Raw genomic sequence first — 22589 nt, forward strand, 5'->3', positions numbered from 1 at the left:
AAGCACGACGCTTCTCAGCACGTATCATAAGAAACATCGCAAACAGGGAACGCATGGAAATCTTCTTCACCATACTTATCATGACCTTTGTGGTCTCGCTGTCGGGGGTCTTTACTCGCGTATTACCCTTCCAACTCCCTCTACCCCTCATGCAGATCGCCATCGGCGCCTTGCTGGCGTGGCCGACATTTGGTTTGCATGTGGAATTCGATCCTGAACTGTTTCTGGTTCTGTTCATCCCGCCGCTGCTGTTTGCCGACGGCTGGAAGACGCCAACCCGTGAATTTCTCGAACATGGGCGAGAGATCTTCGGCCTTGCGCTGGCGCTCGTGCTGGTCACGGTGGTTGGGATTGGCTTTATGATTTACTGGCTGGTGCCCGGTATCCCGCTGATCCCGGCTTTGGCGCTGGCCGCTGTTTTGTCGCCAACCGACGCCGTTGCGCTTTCCGGTATTGTCGGCGAAGGACGCATACCGAAGAAAATTATGGGCATTCTGCAGGGCGAAGCGTTAATGAATGACGCGTCCGGCCTGGTGTCGCTGAAATTTGCTGTCGCCGTAGCGATGGGCACGATGGTGTTTACCGTCGGCGGTGCGACAATTGAATTCTTTAAGGTGGCGTTTGGCGGCATCCTGGCCGGTTTTGTCGTCAGCTGGTTATACGGACGCTCCCTGCGCTTTCTCAGCCGCTGGGGCGGTGATGAGCCGGCAACGCAAATCGTCCTGCTGTTCCTGCTGCCGTTTGCGTCTTATTTGATTGCAGAACATATCGGTGTCTCCGGGATTCTGGCGGCAGTGGCGGCCGGGATGACGATTACCCGCTCCGGCGTAATGCGTCGCGCACCGCTGGCGATGCGTTTGCGTGCCAACAGCACCTGGGCAATGCTGGAGTTTGTCTTTAACGGCATGGTTTTCCTGCTGTTAGGGCTGCAGCTGCCGGGGATTCTGGAGTCTTCACTGGTGGCCGCAGAAGCCGACCCGAATGTTGAAATCTGGATGCTGTTTACCGATATCGTGCTGATTTACGCGGCGCTGATGTTGGTACGTTTTGGCTGGCTGTGGACCATGAAAAAATTCAGCCTGCGCTTCCTGAAGAAAAAACCAATGGAGTTTGGTTCCTGGACGACGCGTGAAATCCTGATCGCCTCCTTTGCTGGGGTGCGTGGGGCCATTACGCTGGCAGGTGTGCTCTCCATTCCTCTGTTGTTGCCGGACGGTAGCGGCTTCCCGGCGCGTTATGAGCTGATTTTCCTCGCCGCAGGCGTGATCCTGTTCTCGCTGTTTGTGGGCGTTGTGATGCTGCCCATTCTGCTGCAACATCTGGAAGTGGCGGATCACTCACAGCAGCAAAAAGAGGAGCGTATCGCCCGCGCGGCCACGGCGGAAGTGGCCATTGTCGCCATCCAAAAAATGGAAGAGCGCCTGGCAGCGGATACCGAAGAGAATATTGATAATCAGCTGCTGACCGAAGTCAGTTCCCGCGTGATTGGTAATCTGCGTCGTCGTGCCGATGGGCGAAACGATGAAGAAAGCTCGATGCTGGAAGAGAACCTGGAGCGGCGCTTCCGTCTGGCGGCACTGCGCTCGGAACGCGCGGAGCTTTACCATTTGCGCGCCACGCGTGAAATCAGCAATGAAACGTTGCAAAAGCTGCTGCACGATCTGGATTTGCTGGAAGCGCTGCTGATTGAAAATCAGTAACGACCCCATTAACAACCGTAAGCCGGATCAGGCGGTGATACCGCCATCCGGCACACTACGACTCTTGCGTTAACCAAAACCCTTCACAACATTTCAGCCACGCCTGGGCGCTGTGCGACAGATAAACGCCCTCGCGCCAGATCATGCCCAACTGCCAACGCAAATCACTCTCCAGTGGTATCCAGCGTAGCGTCTGCTTATCCAGCCGCTGGCAAATGGGCTCTGGCAGAATGGCAATTCCGACACCGGCTTGCACCATCGCCGCCAGAAAATCCCATTGCCCGCTGCGTACAGCGATGCGTGGCTTGACGTTGTGCTGATTAAACAGCTCCAGTAGCTGACGACTCAGCGCAAAATCTTCGTTGTAGATCAGTAACGGATGCTCCGCTAATGCTTCAGGTGAGATGGTCTCGCACGTTGTCCATTGACCGGAGCGGGGGACCAGCACACACAGCGGGTGGCTGAAAAGCGGCAATGTCGCCAGTCCACTCTCTTCCTCCACTGGCAGCGCCGTCATCGCCACGTCCAGTTCGCCATTTATCACTGCCTGCTGGACGGTTAACCCGCCAAATTCAGACACTTTCAGCTCCACGCCGGGATAGCGCTGGCGAAACAGACTGATTGGCCCTGCCATCAACATCCCGACCATCGGGGGGATGCCGAGCCGCAGAATGCCTTTATTGAGATGGTTAATGTCGCTAAGTTCGGCTTCAAGCTGCCGAAATTCGGCCAGAATGGCCAGACCGCGTTCAAAAACGACCTGTCCGGTATCGGTCAGCAACAAGCGACGCCCGTCGCGGATCAACAGCGTACAGTTAAGCTCGTCTTCAAGGTTCTTTAACATTTTGCTGATGGTCGGTTGGGTGACAAAAAGCTTCTCCGCTGCGCGGGTAAAACTCTGCTGCCGTACCACCTCAACAAAATATCGTAGCGTTCTGATATCCATGATTATTCCTTAAGACTATGCCTGCAATGAGTTTAATTCATTTCAGTCCTGGATGGAGTCTCTCTATACTTGCGCTCTCTCTTTTTTAAGGACATATCCTCATGGCTGTGGCGATAAGCCGCGTGACGCCTGCTGTTATTCACCGACTGCAGATACCTGTTCAGGTACTGTTGTATGCAGGTTTATTCGTTTTTGCTCAATACCTTGTTTCCTGGCTCCACCTGCCGCTTCCCGCCAATCTGGTCGGAATGATTTTGATGTTGGCGCTGATCGTCTGTCGGGTAATCCCGCTTAACTGGATCCGCGCAGGCGCTCGCTGGTTACTGGCTGAAATGCTGCTGTTTTTTGTTCCTGCGGTGGTGGCCGTCGTGAACTATACGCAACTGCTGCTGGTTGATGGCTGGCGTATTTTTGCCGTTATTGCGATCAGTACGCTGATGGTACTCGGTGCAACGGCTTGGGTCGTGGACAAAGTGTATCGCTATGAAATGAGCAGGTTAAACCGTGAGTAATTTCCAGTTAAGCGTGCTGTGTCTGGTGATCACCCTGGTTATCTATTTTGCCAACAAGCGTCTGTACCGTCGTTTTCGTAAATTACCGCTGATGCCATTGGTACTAACGCCGGCGCTGCTGGTGTTGATGCTGGTTTTTGGTCATATCTCCTGGCAAAACTATATTGGAGAATCGCACTGGCTGCTGTGGTTGTTAGGTCCGGCGACCATCGCGTTTGCGGTGCCGGTATACGATAACCTCGCTGTCATTAAGCGTCACTGGATGTCGCTCACGGCGGGAGTCGTAACGGCAACGCTGGTGGCGGTGACCAGCTCTATATGGCTGGCGCGTTTGTTTATGTTGCCCGATGAGATCCAACGTAGTCTGGCCGTACGCTCCGTCACCACGCCATTTGCGCTGGCGGCGGCAGAGCCGCTGGGCGGGCAGCCGGATCTGGTGGCGCTCTTCGTCGTGGTGACCGGTGTATTCGGTATGGCGGTGGGCGATGTGCTGTTTTTGCGGCTCTCCATTCGCGAAGGCATGGCGAAAGGCGCGGGATTTGGCGCTGCGTCCCACGGTGCAGGTACGGCGCGTTCTTATGAGCTTGGGCCGCAGGAAGGTGTGGTTGCCAGTCTGGTGATGATGCTTTCGGGTGTGGTGATGGTGCTGGTGGCGCCGCTCGTAGCGATGCTGATGTTCTGAGGAACGATGACCTCCCCCGACCCCAGGCCGGAGGAGGTGAGACGTGTTTAGTGCGCGCGACCTTGCTCGACGCCGTAACCGGTCTGGGAACGGATGAACTGAGCACGGAACTGCTCACGTTCACGGTTACCTTCTTCGGAGTTATCGGTGGCAGAGAAGAACCAGATCCCCAGGAACGCCACGCTGATAGAGAACAGCGCCGGGTATTCATACGGGAAAATGGCTTTTTCGTGGCCGAGGATTTGTACCCAAATTGTCGGGCCAAGCACCATCAGCACGACCGCGGTCAGCAGACCTAACCAACCGCCCATCATCGCGCCACGCGTGGTCAGTCTTGACCAGTACATGGAGAGCAGAATGATAGGGAAGTTGCAGCTGGCTGCGATGGCAAATGCCAGACCGACCATGAAGGCGATGTTCTGGTTTTCAAACAGCACACCCAGCAGGATGGCGATCACACCCAGTACCAGTACGGTGATTTTCGAGACTTTCAGCTCTTCACGCTCTGTTGCGCCTTTACGGAACACGTTAGCGTACAGGTCGTGAGACACCGCCGATGCGCCTGCCAGCGTCAGACCCGCGACCACCGCCAGAATGGTGGCAAAGGCGACCGCGGAGATGAAGCCGAGGAACAGGTTACCGCCGACCGCGTTTGCCAGATGCACCGCCGCCATGTTATTACCGCCAATCAGCGCGCCAGCCGCATCTTTGTACGCCGGATTCGCACCCACCAGCATGATCGCGCCAAAGCCGATGATAAAGGTCAGAATGTAGAAGTAACCCATAAAACCGGTGGCATAGAACACGCTCTTACGCGCTTCGCGGGCATCGCTGACCGTGAAGAAACGCATCAGAATATGCGGTAAACCTGCCGTACCGAACATCAACCCGAGACCTAGCGACAGCGCGGAGATCGGATCTTTCACCAACCCGCCAGGACTCATAATGGCTGACCCTTTCGGGTGTACCGCCATCGCTTCGGTGAACAAATTGTTGAAGCTAAAGCCGACGTGTTTCATCACCATGAACGCCATAAAGCTGGCGCCGAACAGCAGCAGTACGGCTTTGATGATCTGTACCCAGGTGGTTGCCAGCATGCCGCCAAACAACACATACATCATCATCAGTACGCCGACCAGCACCACGGCGATGTGATAGTTCAGACCAAACAGCAGTTCAATCAGTTTACCGGCACCCACCATCTGAGCGATCAGATACAGCGCCACCACCACCAGCGAACCGCAGGCTGACAGAATACGGATCGGCCCTTGCTTCAGGCGATAAGAGGCGACGTCAGCAAAGGTATAGCGACCGAGGTTACGCAGACGTTCGGCAATCAGGAACAGAATGATCGGCCAGCCTACCAGGAAGCCGAGCGAGTAAATCAGCCCGTCATAGCCAGAAGTAAAGACCAGCGCGGAAATCCCGAGGAACGAGGCTGCCGACATATAGTCGCCCGCGATCGCTAACCCGTTCTGGAAGCCGGTGATATTGCCACCCGCCGTGTAATAGTCATTACGCGAACGTACGCGCTTAGACGCCCAGTAGGTAATGCCAAGAGTGAAAATGACGAAAATCAGGAACATGATAATCGCCTGCCAGTTCGTTGGCTGGCGTTGGACTGCACCGCTAATAGCATCCGCCGCGTTTGCAGCGAAGGGCAGCGTGGCGGCAAGCGCCGTCAGGACTCTCTTCATGATGCTTTAACCTCGTGCAGAACCGCGTTATTAAGACGGTCGAATTCACCGTTTGCCCGCCAGATATAGATTCCGGTCAGGATGAAGGAGATAAGGATCACGCCGACCCCAATCGGTATACCTCGGGTAACGCTGGTGCCCGCATGCAGCGGTGTACCCAGCCAGCCCGGCGCAAAGGCAATCAATAAAATAAAACTGATATAAACTGCCAGCATGATGATGGACAGAATGGTGGCAAACCGTTGCCGTTTTTCAACTAACTCCCTGAAACGCGCACTGTCTTCTATCCGCTGATAAATAGTGTCATTCATCACAGAGCTCTCCAGAGGTCCCCCTGCGTCTTTCGCGCTACAGGTGCGTTGGCCGCACTCGCCCACCCCAGTCACATAGTGAACTATGCTCCTGGGGATGTGCTCGCTTGCCGCCTTCCTGCAACGCGAAATCCTTTGGGGGAGGGTTTTTATATTTCCCTCCCGGATGAAGAGAGGGTAGGGTCAGATTTGTAGGCCGGATAAGACGCTTTCGCGTCACCATCCGGCATTTTCAGGACTTTGTTATGAAGGCATCGCGATGGCCTGCTTCTCTTCGAGCAGTTTCTCTACCACGCCCGGATCGGCGAGGGTCGAGGTATCGCCCAGATTGCTGGTATCGCCCGCCGCGATTTTGCGCAGAATGCGACGCATGATCTTGCCGGAGCGGGTTTTCGGCAGTGAGTCAGTCCAGTGCAGCACATCGGGCGTTGCCAACGGACCAATTTCTTTACGTACCCAGTTGCGAACTTCAGCGTACAGCTCAGGTGACGGCTCTTCGCCATGGTTGAGCGTGACGTAGGCGTAGATCGCCTGGCCTTTAATATTATGTGGAATCCCCACCACGGCCGCTTCGGCGATTTTCGGATGCGACACCAGCGCCGACTCGATTTCCGCGGTTCCCAGACGGTGACCAGACACGTTCAGCACATCGTCCACACGCCCGGTGATCCAGTAGTAACCGTCTTCGTCGCGGCGTGCGCCGTCGCCACTGAAGTACATATTTTTGAAGGTTGAGAAGTAGGTCTGCTCAAAGCGTTCGTGATCGCCAAACAGCGTTCTCGCCTGACCCGGCCAGGAGTCGGTAATCACCAGGTTACCTTCGGTCGCGCCTTCCAGCGGATGACCTTCGTTATCGACGATTGCCGGTTGTACGCCAAAGAACGGACGTGTTGCGGAACCCGCTTTCAGTTCGGTCGCGCCCGGCAGTGGGGTGATCATGAAACCACCGGTCTCAGTCTGCCACCAGGTATCGACGACCGGGCATTTTTCGTTGCCAATTTTCTTCCAGTACCACTCCCAGGCTTCCGGGTTGATCGGTTCGCCGACGGAACCCAGAATCCGCAGCGATGAGCGGTCAGTGCCTTCAATCGCCTTATCGCCTTCCGCCATCAGGGCGCGGATCGCGGTCGGTGCGGTATAGAGAATGTTGACCTGATGCTTATCCACCACCTGCGACATACGTGCTGGCGTCGGCCAGTTTGGTACGCCTTCAAACATCAGCGTGGTGGCGCCGCAGGCCAGCGGGCCATACAGCAGATAGCTGTGTCCGGTGACCCAACCTACGTCAGCCGTGCACCAGTAAATATCACCCTGATGATAATCAAAGACATACTTAAAGGTGGTCGCCGCGTAGACCAGGTATCCGCCGGTGGTGTGCAGTACGCCTTTCGGCTTGCCGGTGGAGCCAGAGGTATACAGGATAAACAGCGGATCTTCCGCGTTCATTTCTGCCGGTTGATGGTCAGGGCTCGCTTTCTCAATAAGATCGGACCACCACAGGTCGCGGCCTTCCTGCCAGTCGGTTTTCCCGCCGGTACGTTTGAGCACGACCACATGTTCAACGGTTTTCACGTTCGGGTTTTTCAGCGCATCATCGACGTTCTTTTTCAGCGGAATGCTGCGCCCGGCGCGTACCCCTTCATCTGCAGTAATGACCAGACGTGAGTTGGAGTCAATAATGCGTCCGGCGACGGCTTCCGGCGAGAAACCACCGAAGATAACCGAATGCACAGCGCCAATGCGGGCGCAGGCCAGCATTGCCACAGCGGCTTCCGGGACCATTGGCATATAGATAGCAACGACGTCGCCTTTTTTAATGCCTAAATCCAGCAACGTATTGGAGAAACGACAAACATCGCGATGCAGTTCGCGATAAGTAATATGTTTGCTTTGGGTGGCATCATCGCCTTCCCAAATGATGGCGGTACGATCGCCATTTTCCTGCAAATGGCGGTCAAGGCAGTTTGCCGCCAGATTCAGCGTACCGTCTTCATACCATTTGATGGAGACATTGCCCGGTGCGAATGAGGTGTTCTTCACCTGGCTGTACGGTTTGATCCAATCAAGAATTTTTCCCTGCTCGCCCCAAAATGTGTCGGGATCGGTAATGGATTGCTGGTATTTCGCTTCGTACTGCTCCGGATTTATCAGGCAACGATCCGCAATATTTGCGGGAATAGCGTGTTTATGTATTTGGCTCATGGCTTTTGTTCTCCTTGTAGGATGTTAATAATATGTCTCATAAACGTTAAATGTAGGGGCTTTGGAAGTTTTGTTTAGTATTTGCGCGGCAGATCACGCAAAAACGAGATTGTGCAAATTAGCGGCAAACTGATTTTTGAAGGGAACTAGCAAAAATTGATTAACTCTCGCGATAACATGCAGTTATCTGCAAATTGTTGAAAATGCGATCTGTATCGAAAATAGACAAAAGAGGGAGGGGGTAGAGGGGTGTAATAACTCTAAAGTGGTATTTTACATGCACTTACAATTGATTAAAAACAACATTTTCCGTGTGGTTTCTTGTTACAAATAGGGTAGAGCAATGTCATGACAGTATTCGTGTGGTTGCTGTTATGGAAAACAATAAAAGAATCGCCATTGCAAATAATGGCGTCATCTGGATGAGACCCCTATGGCAAGGATAAAATCACGCGTACGCCGTTTCTTCAGCCTGTTATTACCTTTACTTTTTATTTCTGCCGTTCACGCTGAGCAAACCCCCGTACCCGCAAAGAATGTTACCGTTGAAGCGAAGAATGAAACCTTCGCCCCTCAGCATCCCGATCAATACCTCTCCTGGAAAGCGACCTCTGAACAGTCAGCGCGTGAAGATGCCCTGGCGGAAGATCCACGCCTGGTGATCCTGTGGGCGGGATACCCTTTCTCCCGCGATTACAACAAACCGCGCGGACACGCCTATGCCGTTACCGATGTGCGTGAAACATTGCGTACCGGTGCGCCAAAAACGGCTGAAGATGGTCCGCTGCCAATGGCCTGCTGGAGCTGTAAAAGCCCGGATGTGGCGCGTCTGATCCAGAAAGACGGCGAAGATGGCTACTTTCATGGTAAATGGGCGCGCGGCGGCCCGGAAATTGTCAACAACCTGGGCTGTGCAGATTGCCACAACACCGCCTCGCCAGATTTCGCCAAAGGGAAGCCAGAACTGACGCTGTCGCGCCCGTATGCAGAGCGTGCGATGGAAACCATCGGCAAACCGTTTGAGAAAGCCGGTCGTTTTGACCAGCAATCCATGGTCTGCGGCCAGTGCCACGTGGAGTACTACTTCGACGGCAAAAATAAAGCCGTTAAGTTCCCGTGGGATGAAGGCATGAAAGTCGAGAACATGGAGAAATACTACGACGCTATCGCGTTCTCTGACTGGACAAACTCACTGTCTAAAACGCCGATGCTTAAAGCACAGCACCCGGAATATGAAACCTGGAGCGCAGGTATTCACGGTAAGAACAACGTGACCTGTATCGACTGTCATATGCCGAAAGTGCAGAACGCGGAAGGCAAACTCTACACCGACCATAAGATTGGCAACCCGTTCGATAACTTCCCGCAGACCTGCGCTAACTGCCACACCCAGGACAAAGCGTCCCTGCAAAAAGTGGTTGCTGAGCGTAAACAAGCGATCCACGACCTGAAAATCAAAGTGGAAGATCAGCTGGTGCATGCGCACTTCGAAGCCAAAGCCGCATGGGATGCGGGCGCGACGGAAGCGGAAATGAAGCCGATTCTGGAAGATATCCGCCACGCGCAATGGCGCTGGGATCTGTCAATTGCGTCGCACGGTATCCACATGCACGCACCGGAAGAAGGTCTGCGCATGTTGGGTAGCGCGATGGACAAAGCCGCGGATGCCCGTACCAAACTGGCACGTCTGCTGGCAACCAAAGGCATCACGCATGAAATTCCGTTGCCGGATATCTCCACCAAAGAGAAAGCTCAGCAGGCGATTGGCCTGAACATGCAGCAAATCAATGCTGAGAAGCAGGACTTCATCAAAACGGTGATTCCACAATGGGAAGACCAGGCGCGTAAAAACGGTCTGTTAAGCCAATAACCCCCTTCCGCCCCGCAAGGGGCGGATAACTCAACGGAGTGAATATGAGCGTACTACGTTCGTTATTAACTGCTGGGGTGCTGGCGTCAGGCCTGTTCTGGAGCCTGTGCGGGATAACCGCCACGCCAACGCAGCAGGCTTCGGATCAACGCTGGACGGTCACCCAACAGCGTAACCCGGATGCCGCTTGTCTGGATTGTCACAAGCCGGATACCGAAGGCATGCATGGTAAACATGCACAAGTCATCAACCCGAATAACAAACTGCCGGTCACCTGCACCAACTGTCACGGCCAGCCGTCGCCGAATCACCGTGAAGGGGTGAAGGATGTGATGCGCTTTAACGAGCCGATGTACAACGTGGAGCAGCAGAACAGCGTCTGCATGTCCTGTCACCTGCCTGAGCAGTTGCAAAAAGCGTTCTGGCCGCACGATGTCCACGTAACGAAAGTGGCGTGTGCCAGTTGTCACTCACTGCATCCGAAGCAAGACACGATGCAGACGCTAAACGAGAAAGGGCGCGTTAAAATTTGCGTGGATTGCCACAGCGATCAACGTACTAACCCGCACTTTAATCCGGCGTCGGTTCCCTTGCTTAAGGAGAAACCATGAGTTGTTCTCGTCGCCAGTTTATCACCGGCGTCGGCGCGCTGGTGGCAGTGAGCGGGACGGCGGGACGCGTCGTGGCGAAGACGTTGAACATCAACGGCGTACGCTACGGCATGGTACATGATGAGTCATTATGCATCGGCTGCACGGCCTGTATGGACGCCTGTCGGGAAGTGAACAGTGTGCCGGAAGGCGTATCGCGTTTGACGATCATTCGTAGCGAGCCGCTGGAGACGTTTCCTGATGTGAAGTACCGCTTCTTCCGCCACTCGTGCCAGCACTGCGATCATGCGCCGTGTGTTGACGTCTGCCCGACGGGGGCGTCATATCGTGATGCCGCCAGCGGGATTGTGGATGTGAACCCGGATCTGTGCGTCGGCTGCCAGTATTGCATCGCCGCCTGTCCGTACCGTGTGCGCTTTATCCACCCGGTCAACAAGACTGCGGATAAATGCGATTTCTGTCGGAAAACCAACCTGAAAGCGGGCAAGCAGCCCGCCTGTGTTGAGTCATGCCCGACGAAAGCGCTGACGTTTGGCAATCTGGATGATCCCAATAGCGAGATCTCGCGTTTGTTGCACCAGAAAACGACCTACCGTTACAAGCTGGCGCTGGGTACCAAACCGAAAGTCTACCGCGTTCCCTTTAAACATGGGGAGGTGAGCCAATGACGCCCGCTTCTGCTTTTCATTTTGAATCACTGGTGTGGGATTGGCCCATCGCCATCTATCTGTTCCTGATCGGTATTTCAGCCGGGCTGGTCACGCTGTCGGTCTTGTTACGACGACTGCACCCGGAATCCGGCGGTTCAGACAGCACGCTGCTGCGCACGACGTTAGTACTGGGACCGGGGACGATTATTTTGGGTCTGCTGATTCTGGTCTTTCACCTGACACGGCCGTGGACCTTCTGGAAACTGATGTTCCATTACAGCTTCACTTCGGTGATGTCGATGGGCGTCTTACTGTTCCAGGTGTATATGGTGGTGCTTGTTCTGTGGCTGGCAAAAATCTTTGAAAAAGAGGTGATTGCCCTGCAACAACGCTGGCTGCCGCGGTTGACCCTGGTGCAGAAGGTACTGACGCTGATTACGCCGTTCCACCGTCTGCTTGAAACGGTGATGTTGGTGCTGGCGGTGCTGTTAGGGGCATATACCGGCTTCCTGCTGTCGGCGCTGAAATCCTACCCGTTCCTGAATAACCCTATTTTGCCGGTGCTGTTCCTGTTCTCCGGGATCTCATCCGGCGCGGCGGTCGCGTTGATTGCCATGGCATTGCAGCATCGCGGCAATCCGCATACGACGGAGGCGCATTTTGTTCACCGCATGGAAACCCCGGTGGTGTGGCTGGAGATCTTCCTGCTGGCGGCGTTCTTTGTCGGACTGGCATTAGGCGATGACGGCAAAATGCGCGCACTGGCGGCGGCGTTGGGTGGCGGCTTCTGGACATGGTGGTTCTGGCTTGGCGTGGCAGGACTTGGGTTGATCGTACCGATGTTGCTAAAACCCTGGGCCAATCGCAGCCCGACGTTTCACGGCGTGCTGGCGGTGTGCGGTGCGAGCCTGACCGGCGTGTTGCTGCTGCGCTTCTTTATTCTGTACGCAGGCCAACTTACCGTTGCATAGGATAGGGTGATCTCTGGACGTATTCCTGCCTGAAGCCGGGTTTCTGGCACTGTTGTTGAGTCTCGGGGTCAATGTGTTGACCCCGCTTGCCGCGCTGGCGGGCATCCGCGGGCGCTGGCAGGGGGTAATGCGTCTGGCGAGTACCGGTGCGTGGGCGCAATTTACGCTGCTGCTGCTGGCCTTTGCCATTCTGATTTTCTGTTTTCTCACCAGCGACTTCTCTGTTGTCTACGTTGCTCAGCATAGTTACAGCCTGCTGCCGTGGGGATTAAAACTGGCGGCGGTCTGGGGCGGTCATGAAGGCTCGCTTCTGCTGTGGGTCCTGTTTCTTTCCGGCTGGAGCGCATTGTTTGCCTGGCGCTATCGACGTGAGCAGGACACGTTGTTTCCGTTGGCCCTCAGCGTGCTGTCTATCATGTTGGCCTTATTACTGCTGTTTGTGGTGGTCTGGTCCGATCCGTTTGTACGCATCTTCCCGCCAGCGATTGAAGGACGCGACCTGAACCCGATGCTGCAGCATCTGGGGCTTATCCTCCATCCACCGCTGCTCTATCTTGGCTACGGTGGCCTGATGGTGGCGGCTGGCGTCGCGTTAGCTTCACTGTTGCGTGGAGGCTTTAGCGCCGCCACCGCCTGGGTTTGCTGGCGCTGGGCGCTGCCCGGCTGGTGTGCCCTGACGCTGGGGATAATCCTCGGCTCCTGGTGGGCGTATTGTGAGTTGGGTTGGGGCGGCTGGTGGTTCTGGGACCCGGTAGAAAACGCGTCCTTATTACCCTGGCTTTCCGCCAGCGCGTTGCTGCATAGCCTGTCTGTCTCGCGTCAGCGCGGGATCTTCCTCCACTGGTCACTGCTGCTGGCGATTGTCACGCTGATTTTATCGCTACTGGGCACGCTGATAGTGCGATCCGGCATCCTGGTGTCTGTGCATGCCTTCGCGCTGGATAACGTCCGCGCTGCGCCGCTGTTTGCCTTGTTTGCGTTACTCAGCCTGGCGTCGCTCGGTTTGTATGCCTGGCGCGCGCAGGATCTTCGCCAGAGCGCGCGATTCGGCGGCTGGTCGCGTGAAATGATGATTCTGATCGCGCTACTGCTCTTTTGCGCGGTGCTACTGATTGTGCTGATTGGCACGCTCTACCCGATGATTTACGGTCTTTTGGGCTGGGGACGCCTCTCTGTAGGCGCGCCGTACTTTAACCGCGCCACCTTGCCATTTGGTCTGCTGATGCTGGTGGTCATCATGATTGCGACCATCAGAACCCGGAAAGTGTCGTTGGGGAGCCAGCTTCCGGCGCTAGTGGCGCATACGGGGGTGCTGGTTTTCGCGGCGGGGATTGTCTTTTCCAGCGGAAGTCGTCAGGAAATTAGCCTGAACCTGAGTCCGGGACAGCAGGTCGAACTGGCGGGGTACATTTTCCGTTTTGAGCGTCTGGATTTGGAAGCAAAAGGAAACTACACCAGCGAAAAAGCGCTGATTACGTTGTGGCAGGATGAGAAACCGATCGGCAGTCTGCAACCGGAAAGGCGCTTCTATGCCGCGCGTCGCCAGCAAATGATGGAGCCAGGTATCCGTTGGAACCTGCTGCATGACTGGTATGCGGTGATCGGCGAAAAGACCGGTCAGGACCGCTACGCGATGCGCTTATATGTGCAAAGCGGCGTACGCTGGATTTGGGGTGGCGGGCTGCTGATGGTGTTCGGCGCGTTGCTGAGCGGGTGGCGAGGGAGAAAGCGTGATGCGTAGGATCTTCGGTTTCATCCTCCTGTTTTTCATGACGTTCGCGACATATGCCCAGGTTGTGGACACCTGGCGCTTTGAAAACCCGCAACAGCAGGAAAAAGCCCTGTTTATTGCCAGCCAGCTGCGCTGCCCGCAGTGTCAGAACCAAAACTTGCTGGAATCCAATGCGCCCGTGGCGGTCAGTATGCGTCATCAGGTTTACAGCATGGTAGCTGAAGGGAAAAGTGAAGCGGAGATCACGGCCTGGATGACCGAACGTTACGGTGATTTCGTCCGTTACGATCCGCCGCTGAATGCGCAAACGTTGTTGCTGTGGGCGCTGCCGTGTCTTCTGTTGCTGCTGATCGGTGTGGTTGTCTGGCGGGTGAGAAGACGGCAACGCACAGAGGAGGGCGCGCCATGAGTCGGTCCGAACATGCCGCAGCACCGTTGCGGCCGATGCCGGTGAAACGTCTGGCCGCGGCGGTTGTGGTGATGGTGATTGCCTGCGTCGGTGGCTATCTGATGACGCCAAAATGGCAGGCCGTTCGTCAGGAACAGGCTCGCCTGGCAGACCCGCTACATGCTTTCTCTGATGAAAATATTCAGGAAAAACAGCTGCTTTCTCTGCAATCAAACATTCGCGCCAACCCGCAGGACAGCGTGCTGTGGGCGCAACTGGGCGAGTATTACCTTTGGCAAAACGCGTACCACAATGCGCTGTTGGCCTATGAACAGGCGCTGCGCTTACGCGGTGAAAATGCCGAAATATACTCGGCGCTGGCGACAGTACTGTATTACCAGGCCGGACAACATATGACGCCGCAATCCCGTGAAATGATTGATAAAGCCCTGGCGCTGGACGCGACGGAGGTGACGGCGCTGATGCTACTGGCTTCCGATGCATTTATGCAGGCTGATTATGCTCAGGCTATTTTTCAGTGGCAAAAAGTACTGGATTTGAACTCACCGAGGGTGAACCGCGCACAGTTGATCGACTCTATTAATATGGCGAAGTTGTTGCAGAATCGGCAGAAATAATTTTGTTTTTTTGTGATTTACATCGTTTTTGGTGTTTAAAAAACAGGCAATCGAACGCGCGGGCAAAAAAAACTCACCGATTAACTTCTTCATTTTTGATCAAATTAAAATTCTTTTATAACAAAAAGTTATTCAAGATTAACGATATAAACTCGCGTTTTTATGCAGAATTTCAGCTAAACCCCCTGTTCTTAAAGGGTTGCGCAAGATGGCATGCAAATGATAATGATATTGCGCGTTAAAAAACTCCATAAACGAACGCAACACATATCATACCCTTTCAGTATGTACTGTTCTCACATTTTGCATGTGGAATAGCGCTCCATCGAGGAAGTCCGTTGTTATGAAAAATTTGAAAGTCAGCCTGGCCTGGCAGATTTTGATCGCCATGGTGCTGGGCATTTTGCTAGGGAGTTATCTGCATTACCACAGTGACAGCCGGGAATGGTTGGTTGTCAATCTGCTCTCTCCTGCGGGAGATATCTTTATCCACCTGATCAAAATGATCGTCGTTCCGATTGTGATTTCAACGCTGGTGGTTGGGATTGCCGGGGTGGGTGATGCAAAACAGTTGGGCCGTATCGGCGCAAAAACCATTATCTATTTCGAAGTGATCACCACCGTGGCGATTATTCTCGGTATCACGCTGGCTAACGTGTTCCAGCCTGGCACCGGGGTTGATATGTCGCAACTGGCAACCGTGGATATTTCGAAATATCAAAGCACGACTGCAGAAGTGCAGAGCCACGCGCATGGTCTGATGGGGACGATTTTGTCTCTGGTGCCGACCAACATTATCGCGTCGATGGCGAAAGGCGACATGCTGCCGATTATCTTCTTCTCGGTACTGTTCGGCTTAGGCCTCTCCTCCCTGCCAGCAACGCACCGTGAACCGCTGGTAACCGTGTTCCGCTCCATCTCCGAAACCATGTTCAAAGTGACTCACATGGTCATGCGCTATGCGCCGGTCGGTGTTTTTGCGCTGATTGCCGTCACCGTGGCGAACTTTGGTTTTGCGTCCCTGTGGCCGCTGGCGAAGCTGGTGCTGCTGGTGCATTTCGCGATTCTGTTCTTCGCACTGGTGGTGCTGGGCATTGTGGCGCGCATCTGCGGGCTGAGTATCTGGATCCTGATTCGTATTCTGAAAGACGAACTGATTCTGGCTTACTCTACCGCCAGTTCTGAGAGCGTGCTGCCGCGCATTATTGAGAAGATGGAAGCTTATGGCGCACCTGCCTCCATTACCAGCTTCGTGGTGCCGACCGGGTACTCATTCAACCTGGATGGCTCGACGCTGTATCAGAGTATCGCGGCGATCTTTATCGCTCAGCTCTACGGGATCGACCTGTCGCTGTGGCAGGAGATAGTCCTGGTGCTGACGCTGATGGTGACCTCGAAAGGGATTGCGGGCGTGCCAGGCGTATCGTTTGTCGTCCTGCTGGCGACACTGGGCAGCGTGGGCATTCCGCTGGAAGGTCTGGCGTTTATCGCGGGCGTTGACCGTATTCTCGATATGGCGCGTACTGCGCTGAACGTTGTGGGGAATGCGCTGGCGGTGCTGGTTATCGCCAAGTGGGAACACAAATTTGACCGCAAGAAAGCGCTGGCGTATGAGCGTGAAGTGCTGGGTAAATTTGAGAAAACCGCTCAGTAACGGTTAATGGATTGCCGGATGGCGCTGCGCCATCCGGCAATAAATATCAGCCGTTGGTTAACTTATCAAACTCTTCGCAGCCGGTATCAAACCCTTCCGTACAGCTCAGATTCAGCCAGTGCAGCGCCTTCTGTTTATTCTTCTCAATAAAACCCTGCTCCCCGTTTAAGAACATCATCCCGGCCCAGTATTCGGAATAACCGGTACGAGAAATCGCGGAGCTACGTTTGAAATACCAGGTCGCTTTCTCATCGTCTGCGGGAATACCCACGCCGTTGGCGTAAATCAGCCCAAGCAGCATTTGCGCATCGACGGCGGAGTCGCTTTCCAGGTTTTCAGAGGCGTTTTGGAGCAACGTAATGGCTTTGGGATAATCGGGTCGTCCCGCCTGGGTGTTCACCAGAATTCGGGCCAGCGTAATTTCCCCGGCCTTACTGCCCGCCTGCGTGGCTTTTTCGGCCAGTGTTTTGGCTTCCGGGTAATCCATGCTGACCGGATTGGTGATCTTAATTTGCGCCAGTAAAGCCAGGGCATCCGCATCACCATTGTCGGCTGCTTTTTGTGCCCAGTACTCGGCTTTGCTCAAATCACCTGAACTAAACCAAGTGTCGGCGAGAAAGTATTGCGCGCGTCGGTCTCCTGATTCAGCGGCTTTCAGAAACTGACTGCCTGGCTCATCGGCGTGAGCAAAGCAGGTTATTAACACCATCAAGGCGAAAAGTCGTTTCATCTTATATTTAGATTTAGTGTAGGGAATGAACAGTATATACCCGTCATACTTCAAGTTGCATGTGCGTTGGCTGCGCTCGTTCACCCGAATCACTTCCCCGAGTAAGCTCATCGGGATTCACTTCCTTGCCGCCTTCCTGCAACGCGAATTATTTAGGGTATAGAGAGATGATTGGCATAAAAAAACGGCCTCCAGGAGGAGGCCGTTGGGACGGGCTTAGCCCATTGCGCTTTCGCGCAGACTGGCTTTCAGCTTGGTGTATTCATCAATGACATACTGTTCGGCAGCACGTTGATCGGCAATGCGTTCAACGTTGACGGCACAGTACTTGTACTCCGGCGTTTTGGTAATCGGGCTTAAGTTCTCGGTTACCAGCTCATTACATGCCCCAATCCACCACTGGTAGGTCATGTAAATTGCGCCTTTGTTCGGACGATCGCTCACTGCCGCACGGGTGATGACTCTACCTTTGCGAGAGTTAACCCACACCAGATCTTCATCCTGAATACCCAGACGTTCGGCATCAGCGGTGTTGATCTGAGCGTAGCCCGGTTCATCCGCCAGAGCAGCCAGAGCCGCACAGTTGCCGGTCATGGAACGGCAAGAGTAGTGGCCGACTTCACGCACCGTAGAGAGGACCATCGGGAACTCGTCGGTGAGTTTGTCGATTGGCGCTACCCAGTCGCAGGTGAAGAACTGCGCCAGGCCGTTCGGGGTGTCGAACTTCTCTTTGAAGAGGTAAGACGTACCCTGGTCGGCATCTGAGGTATCGCGGCACGGCCACTGGATATAACCCAGTTCGCCCATCTTCTCGTAAGTGGCACCGTAGAAATCCGGGCACAGATTGCGCAACTCGTCCCAGATTTCCTGGGTGTTGTTGTAGTGCATCGGATAACCCATACGGGTGGCGATTTCACTGATAATCTGCCAGTCCGTTTTCAGGTCCCACTTCGGCTCAACGGCTTTAAAGAAGCGCTGGAAGCCACGGTCAGCCGCAGAGAAGACGCCTTCATGCTCACCCCATGACGTAGACGGTAAAATAACGTCTGCGGCAGCGGCGGTTTTAGTCATGAAGATATCCTGCACGATGACCAGTTCCAGATCTTCGAAGCCTTTACGCACTGCGGAAAGTTCAGCATCAGTCTGTAATGGATCTTCACCCATAATGTACGCTGCACGAACTTCACCATGCGCCGCACGGTGCGGCAGTTCGCTGATGCGATAGCCGGTATGTGCAGGCAGACTTTCTACGCCCCAGGCTTTAGCGAATTTCTCGCGGTTTTCCGGGAACTTAACGTACTGATAGCCCGGATAGGTATCCGGCAGCGCACCCATGTCACATGCGCCCTGAACGTTGTTCTGGCCACGAACCGGGTTAACGCCCACGCTTGGCTTACCGAGGTTACCGGTCAGCATGGCGAGGCTGGTCAGTGAACGCACGGTTTCCACACCCTGATAGAACTGGGTAACACCCATGCCCCACAGGATCGCCGCGCTTTTCGCCGATGCGTACATACGTGCAGCCTGACGAATTTCCTGTGCGCTAACGCCAGTAATCTCTTCGACGGACTCCGGCGTATAGCCTTCGACAATTTTGCTGTACTCTTCGAAGCCTTCCGTACGGGAGGCGACAAACGCCTGGTCGTACAGTTTTTCTTCGATAATGACATGACCCATGGCGTTGAGCAGCGCGATGTTCGAGCCGTTTTTCAACGCGATGTGCATGTCGGCAATACGCGCGGTTTCAATTTTGCGCGGATCGCAGACGATAATTTTCGCCCCGTTGCGTTTAGCGTTAATCACGTGATTCGCCACGATAGGGTGGGAATCCGCCGGGTTGTACCCGAAGATGAACACTAAATCTGTGTTATCAATTTCATTGATAGCATTACTCATTGCGCCGTTACCGACCGATTGGTGCAGACCTGCAACCGAAGGGCCGTGTCAGACGCGAGCGCAGCAGTCAACGTTATTGGTACCAATAACGGCGCGTGCGAATTTTTGCATTACATAGTTGGTTTCATTCCCGGTACCACGAGATGAACCGGTCGTCTGAATCGCGTCCGGGCCATATTTCGCTTTGATGGCGCTCAGGCGATCAGCGACGTAGTTTAGCGCTTCATCCCAGGAAACAGATTCCAGTTTGCCGCCACGCTGGCGACGGATCATTGGGGTTTTCAGACGAGGGGTCAGGATCTGGGTATCGTTGATAAAATCCCAGCCATAGTAGCCCTTCAGACACAGGGTACCCTGGTTGGTTTTCCCCTGCGCCGCCTCAGCCCGGACGATTTTGCCGTTATCGACCACCAGGTTGATTTTGCAACCTGATGCGCAATATGGGCAAACCGTGACGACTTTTTTCATCGGTCTCGCTCCAGTTAATCAAATCGCGCTTACGCGCTGTCGCTTTAGTTATGCATCTTTTATGCCATGTTTTTATCAGGGGCATTTACCGATAATACGCGCAAATTTTGCGCAAAATGCTGACGAAAAACAGGCTGTCGTCATATTTGACGTGACGAATTCCAAATGTGTGACAGCCTGGCAGTGTGACCGAGATTATGTTTCCCGCATGTCCTTGTGCCTTATCGCTGTCACTCTGTGCAGAATCAATCACACTCATTTAAGTTGGCAAGAAATGGGGAAGCACAATGAAGCCAGCCATACTGGTTGTGGATGATGACGTGGCGATCTGCACACTGTTACATGATGTGCTGAGCGAACACGTCTTTACAGTGACCGCTTGCCATACCGGGCAGGAGGCACTGCGCCGCATTGATACTCAGCCAGATATCGCGCTGGTCTTGCTGGATATGATGTTGCCCGATATCAATGGCCTGATGGTGCTGCAACAGGTGCAAAAGATGAGGCCGGGATTGCCAGTGGTGATGCTGACCGGGCTTGGCAGTGAGTCGGATGTGGTGGTGGGGCTGGAAATGGGCGCTGACGACTACATTGGCAAACCGTTTAATGCGCGCGTGCTGGTGGCGCGGGTGAAGGCGGTGCTCAGACGCGTTGGCGTGTTGAGTGGAGAAAGCGCAGGCTCGCAAACCACGGGGCTCTCCTTTAATGGCTGGCATCTGGATACCGCAGGCTGCCAGTTACGTAATCCTCAGCAATTGAAAGTGGATCTGACGCAGGGCGAATACAGCCTGTTACTGGCGCTGGCGCAAAACGCCCGCCGGGTGTTGAGCCGTGAACAACTGCTGGAACTGACGCGCAGCGACAGCGTTGAGGTGTTTGACCGCACCATTGACGTGTTGATCATGCGGCTACGGCGAAAAATCGAAAACAACCCGCACCAGCCGATGCTGATTAAAACCCTCCGAGGCCTGGGGTATGTGTTCGCCGCCGACGTCCAGCATCACGATAAGGCGGCATAATGTTGCCCGGTTGCCCGTGGCCATTCCAGACCTGATAAACCCAGTGTGATCAGCTATCAGCCATTCCGGCTTTTAACGCCTCCAGCGTTTTTGCGCCGTCGATAGCGTTAGCACACAGCAAGCTTGCCCGTGCGCAGGCGTGCGCCAGCTTGATGCTTTCGGCCAGCGACCAGTGCTCATGGCAGCCGTAGAGAAACCCTGCGCAGAACGCATCTCCCGCGCCGACGCTGCCGACTATTTCCTCCTGCGCCAGGCGCTGCGAGGGTATCCAGGCGCCAGCCTGATCCGGCGTTTCACCCCAGGCGCCCTCCGGGCAGTGGATCACCACCCGTTGGCGAACGCCAGCGTCCAGCAGTTGACGCGCGGCGGTGGCGATATGTGGGATATGTAGCTCACCGTCGGGCTGGCGGATCTCCAGCCCGCTGAATTCGCCCGCTTCCAGCTCGTTGATCACCAGATAATCCAGATGACGCAGCGCGGGCATGACCAACGGCTGATAGCGTGGATCGCCCTTGCGCGACACCAAATCCAGCGATGTTTCAAAGCCGTTCTCACGCATTTGCGCCAGCAACCGTGCGCTGCGCGTGCCGAACTCAGCATCCGGCATGTCCAGGCTGTCGAGCAGCAGCAGATAGCCCAGATGGAAAATTTTCATCGAGGTATCCAGTTGCTCAAAGGCAGGCAGGTCCAGCAGACGGTTGGCGCCGGGCGAGTGAAAAAAGGTGCGCTGGCCATTGAGTTCGGTCATCACTTGCGACATTGAGGTCGGGGCTGACGTGGTGCGTTGGACATGCTGGCGATTCACGTGATACTGCTCCAGCATGGCCATAATGTAGTCGCCATCGCTATCCTGGCCGATCAATCCCACCGCCTGCAGCGGCAAACCGGTATGCATTTTTGCCAGCGTCAACAGTACGTTCAGCGGCGCGCCGCCCGTTGCGCGTTCGCTATGGGTGATCTCAGCCAGCCAGCCGCGCTCCGGCCACTGCACAATCTGATGCACATGATCGACCAGCATGTTGCCGGCCGCGATGATCCCCCTGCGCTCCATCACACTTGCCCCGCGCTGCCAAAAATGCGCATCTGTTCTGAAACGGTATCGGTAATGGCCTCTTCAATGCCTAACAACAGCTCGGCGAACTCATCGTACAGGGGCTGACGCTGTGTCATGCGAGATTCCACCGCAGCCAGCGCCGCCTGTGACATCCCGGTGTAGAAGTTGATTTTGTGGATCCCCAGTTCGATGGCGCGACGGAAGTCCTCGTCACTGATGCCGGAACCGCCGTGTAGCACCAGTGGGATCGCCGCCTGCTGACGAATCGCGTCCAGACGCGGGAAGTCCAGCTGCGGTTCGCCTTTGTACTTGCCGTGTGCATTGCCAATGGCGACCGCCAGCGCGTCAATCCCGGTTCTGTCAACGAAATCCCGTGCCAGCATCGGGTCGGTAAACAGCGACTCATCGGCGTGCCCGTACAGCGCACCGCCTTCGTCGCCGCCCACTGCACCCAGCTCGGCTTCAACCGACACGCCAACGGCGTGGCACATCTTCACTACCTCGCGGGTCTGGCGGATATTTTCTTCATACTCCAGCGTGGAGCCATCGAACATCACCGAACTGAATCCTAAGCGTAGCGCCCGCACCACCGACTCAAAATGCAGGCCGTGGTCAAGATTGAGTACCACCGGAATATCATGGCGGGCGGCTTCAAATTTCACGGCCTCAACCAGCGAATCCAGCGAAATATACTTAAAATGCACTTCGGCGATGTTGATGATAAACGGTGAGCGTTCCTGTTTCGCGGCGGCAAACAGCGCGCGCAGAAAGTGCGAATCCAGTACATTAAACGCCCCTAAGGCGTAGCGGTGCTCGCGCGCATGGGCGAGGCCATCGGCAAGAGAAATCAACGGCATA

18 protein-coding genes and 1 pseudogene are annotated in these 22589 nt (G+C 54.9%); 11 read left to right on the forward strand and 8 right to left on the reverse strand.

The features are described from left to right. Positions 1-53: 53 nt before the first annotated feature. Positions 54-1700, forward strand: a complete 1647-nt coding sequence (locus tag N7268_RS06960) for a Na+/H+ antiporter (RefSeq protein WP_260862245.1) — start codon at positions 54-56, stop codon at positions 1698-1700. Positions 1701-1755: 55 nt separating this feature from the next. On the opposite strand, the gene N7268_RS06965 is transcribed toward N7268_RS06960, so the two are convergent. Next, entirely contained in the window at positions 1756-2646 is an 891-nt protein-coding gene (locus N7268_RS06965; protein WP_260862246.1) for a LysR family transcriptional regulator, read from the reverse strand. Positions 2647-2747: 101 nt separating this feature from the next. Here N7268_RS06965 and N7268_RS06970 point away from each other — a divergent pair, with 101 nt between their 5' ends. Further along, positions 2748-3158, forward strand: coding sequence for a CidA/LrgA family protein (locus N7268_RS06970; RefSeq protein ID WP_045438618.1), 411 nt, complete (start codon positions 2748-2750; stop codon positions 3156-3158). Then, entirely contained in the window at positions 3151-3840 is a 690-nt protein-coding gene (locus N7268_RS06975) for an LrgB family protein (protein WP_198907202.1), read from the forward strand. Before N7268_RS06970 ends, N7268_RS06975 begins: the two co-directional genes overlap by 8 nt. A gap of 47 nt (positions 3841-3887) precedes the next feature. Here N7268_RS06975 and actP read toward each other — a convergent pair whose 3' ends face one another. The 3 genes from actP to acs all read right to left on the reverse strand — a co-directional run bounded on the left by actP (position 3888) and on the right by acs (position 8050). Next, entirely contained in the window at positions 3888-5537 is a 1650-nt protein-coding gene (gene actP, locus N7268_RS06980; RefSeq protein ID WP_103015263.1) for a cation/acetate symporter ActP, read from the reverse strand. Next, positions 5534-5848, reverse strand: coding sequence for a DUF485 domain-containing protein (locus N7268_RS06985; RefSeq protein ID WP_260862247.1), 315 nt, complete (start codon positions 5846-5848; stop codon positions 5534-5536). The genes actP and N7268_RS06985 overlap by 4 nt, the downstream gene beginning before the upstream one ends. 243 nt (positions 5849-6091) lie before the next feature. Beyond that, the gene (gene acs / locus N7268_RS06990) at positions 6092-8050 is read right to left on the reverse strand and encodes an acetate--CoA ligase (protein ID WP_260862248.1); all 1959 of its coding nucleotides are present in this window, start codon (positions 8048-8050) and stop codon (positions 6092-6094) included. A 433-nt stretch (positions 8051-8483) separates the two neighbouring features. On the opposite strand from acs, the gene nrfA reads away from it, so the two are divergent. The 7 genes and pseudogenes from nrfA to gltP all read left to right on the forward strand — a co-directional run bounded on the left by nrfA (position 8484) and on the right by gltP (position 16564). Further along, positions 8484-9920 (forward strand): ammonia-forming nitrite reductase cytochrome c552 subunit, encoded by a 1437-nt coding sequence (gene nrfA / locus N7268_RS06995; protein WP_260862249.1) that lies wholly within the window; start codon positions 8484-8486, stop codon positions 9918-9920. Positions 9921-9964: 44 nt separating this feature from the next. Then, entirely contained in the window at positions 9965-10531 is a 567-nt protein-coding gene (nrfB, locus tag N7268_RS07000; RefSeq protein ID WP_260862250.1) for a cytochrome c nitrite reductase pentaheme subunit, read from the forward strand. Continuing rightward, the gene (gene nrfC / locus N7268_RS07005) at positions 10528-11199 is read left to right on the forward strand and encodes a cytochrome c nitrite reductase Fe-S protein (RefSeq protein WP_260862251.1); all 672 of its coding nucleotides are present in this window, start codon (positions 10528-10530) and stop codon (positions 11197-11199) included. The genes nrfB and nrfC overlap by 4 nt, the downstream gene beginning before the upstream one ends. Then, complete coding sequence (gene nrfD, locus N7268_RS07010) at positions 11196-12152, forward strand: cytochrome c nitrite reductase subunit NrfD (RefSeq protein WP_260862252.1); 957 nt, start codon at positions 11196-11198, stop codon at positions 12150-12152. The genes nrfC and nrfD overlap by 4 nt, the downstream gene beginning before the upstream one ends. Positions 12153-12165: 13 nt before the next feature. Beyond that, a pseudogene (gene nrfF, locus N7268_RS07015) lies at positions 12166-14293 on the forward strand (heme lyase NrfEFG subunit NrfF). After that, positions 14290-14910: a heme lyase NrfEFG subunit NrfG gene (gene nrfG, locus N7268_RS07020; protein WP_260862253.1), complete on the forward strand. Its 621-nt coding sequence runs from the start codon at positions 14290-14292 to the stop codon at positions 14908-14910. The pseudogene nrfF and the gene nrfG overlap by 4 nt, the downstream one beginning before the upstream one ends. A 343-nt stretch (positions 14911-15253) precedes the next feature. After that, on the forward strand, positions 15254-16564 hold the full coding sequence (gene gltP / locus N7268_RS07025) for a glutamate/aspartate:proton symporter GltP (protein ID WP_260862254.1): 1311 nt from the start codon (positions 15254-15256) through the stop codon (positions 16562-16564). Positions 16565-16610: 46 nt separating this feature from the next. Here gltP and yjcO read toward each other — a convergent pair whose 3' ends face one another. Further along, positions 16611-17294 carry a Sel1 family TPR-like repeat protein YjcO gene (yjcO, locus tag N7268_RS07030; RefSeq protein ID WP_198907211.1) on the reverse strand — a complete coding sequence of 228 codons (684 nt, stop codon included), beginning with the start codon at positions 17292-17294 and terminating at the stop codon, positions 16611-16613. 216 nt (positions 17295-17510) lie between these two features. Continuing rightward, the gene (fdhF, locus tag N7268_RS07035; RefSeq protein WP_260862257.1) at positions 17511-19658 is read right to left on the reverse strand and encodes a formate dehydrogenase subunit alpha; all 2148 of its coding nucleotides are present in this window, start codon (positions 19656-19658) and stop codon (positions 17511-17513) included. Between the two features lie 287 nt (positions 19659-19945). Here fdhF and N7268_RS07040 point away from each other — a divergent pair, with 287 nt between their 5' ends. After that, complete coding sequence (locus tag N7268_RS07040) at positions 19946-20677, forward strand: response regulator (RefSeq protein WP_260862259.1); 732 nt, start codon at positions 19946-19948, stop codon at positions 20675-20677. A gap of 49 nt (positions 20678-20726) precedes the next feature. On the opposite strand, the gene N7268_RS07045 is transcribed toward N7268_RS07040, so the two are convergent. Beyond that, a complete protein-coding gene (locus tag N7268_RS07045; RefSeq protein ID WP_260862260.1) occupies positions 20727-21731 on the reverse strand; it encodes a carbohydrate kinase family protein in 1005 nt (334 codons plus the stop codon). Continuing rightward, a complete protein-coding gene (locus N7268_RS07050; RefSeq protein ID WP_260862262.1) occupies positions 21728-22588 on the reverse strand; it encodes a ketose 1,6-bisphosphate aldolase in 861 nt (286 codons plus the stop codon). The genes N7268_RS07045 and N7268_RS07050 overlap by 4 nt, the downstream gene beginning before the upstream one ends. Position 22589 lies beyond the last annotated feature (1 nt).

Origin of the sequence: Citrobacter sp. Marseille-Q6884, assembly GCF_945906775.1 — a bacterium.
In the GTDB taxonomy this organism is placed as follows: domain Bacteria; phylum Pseudomonadota; class Gammaproteobacteria; order Enterobacterales; family Enterobacteriaceae; genus Citrobacter.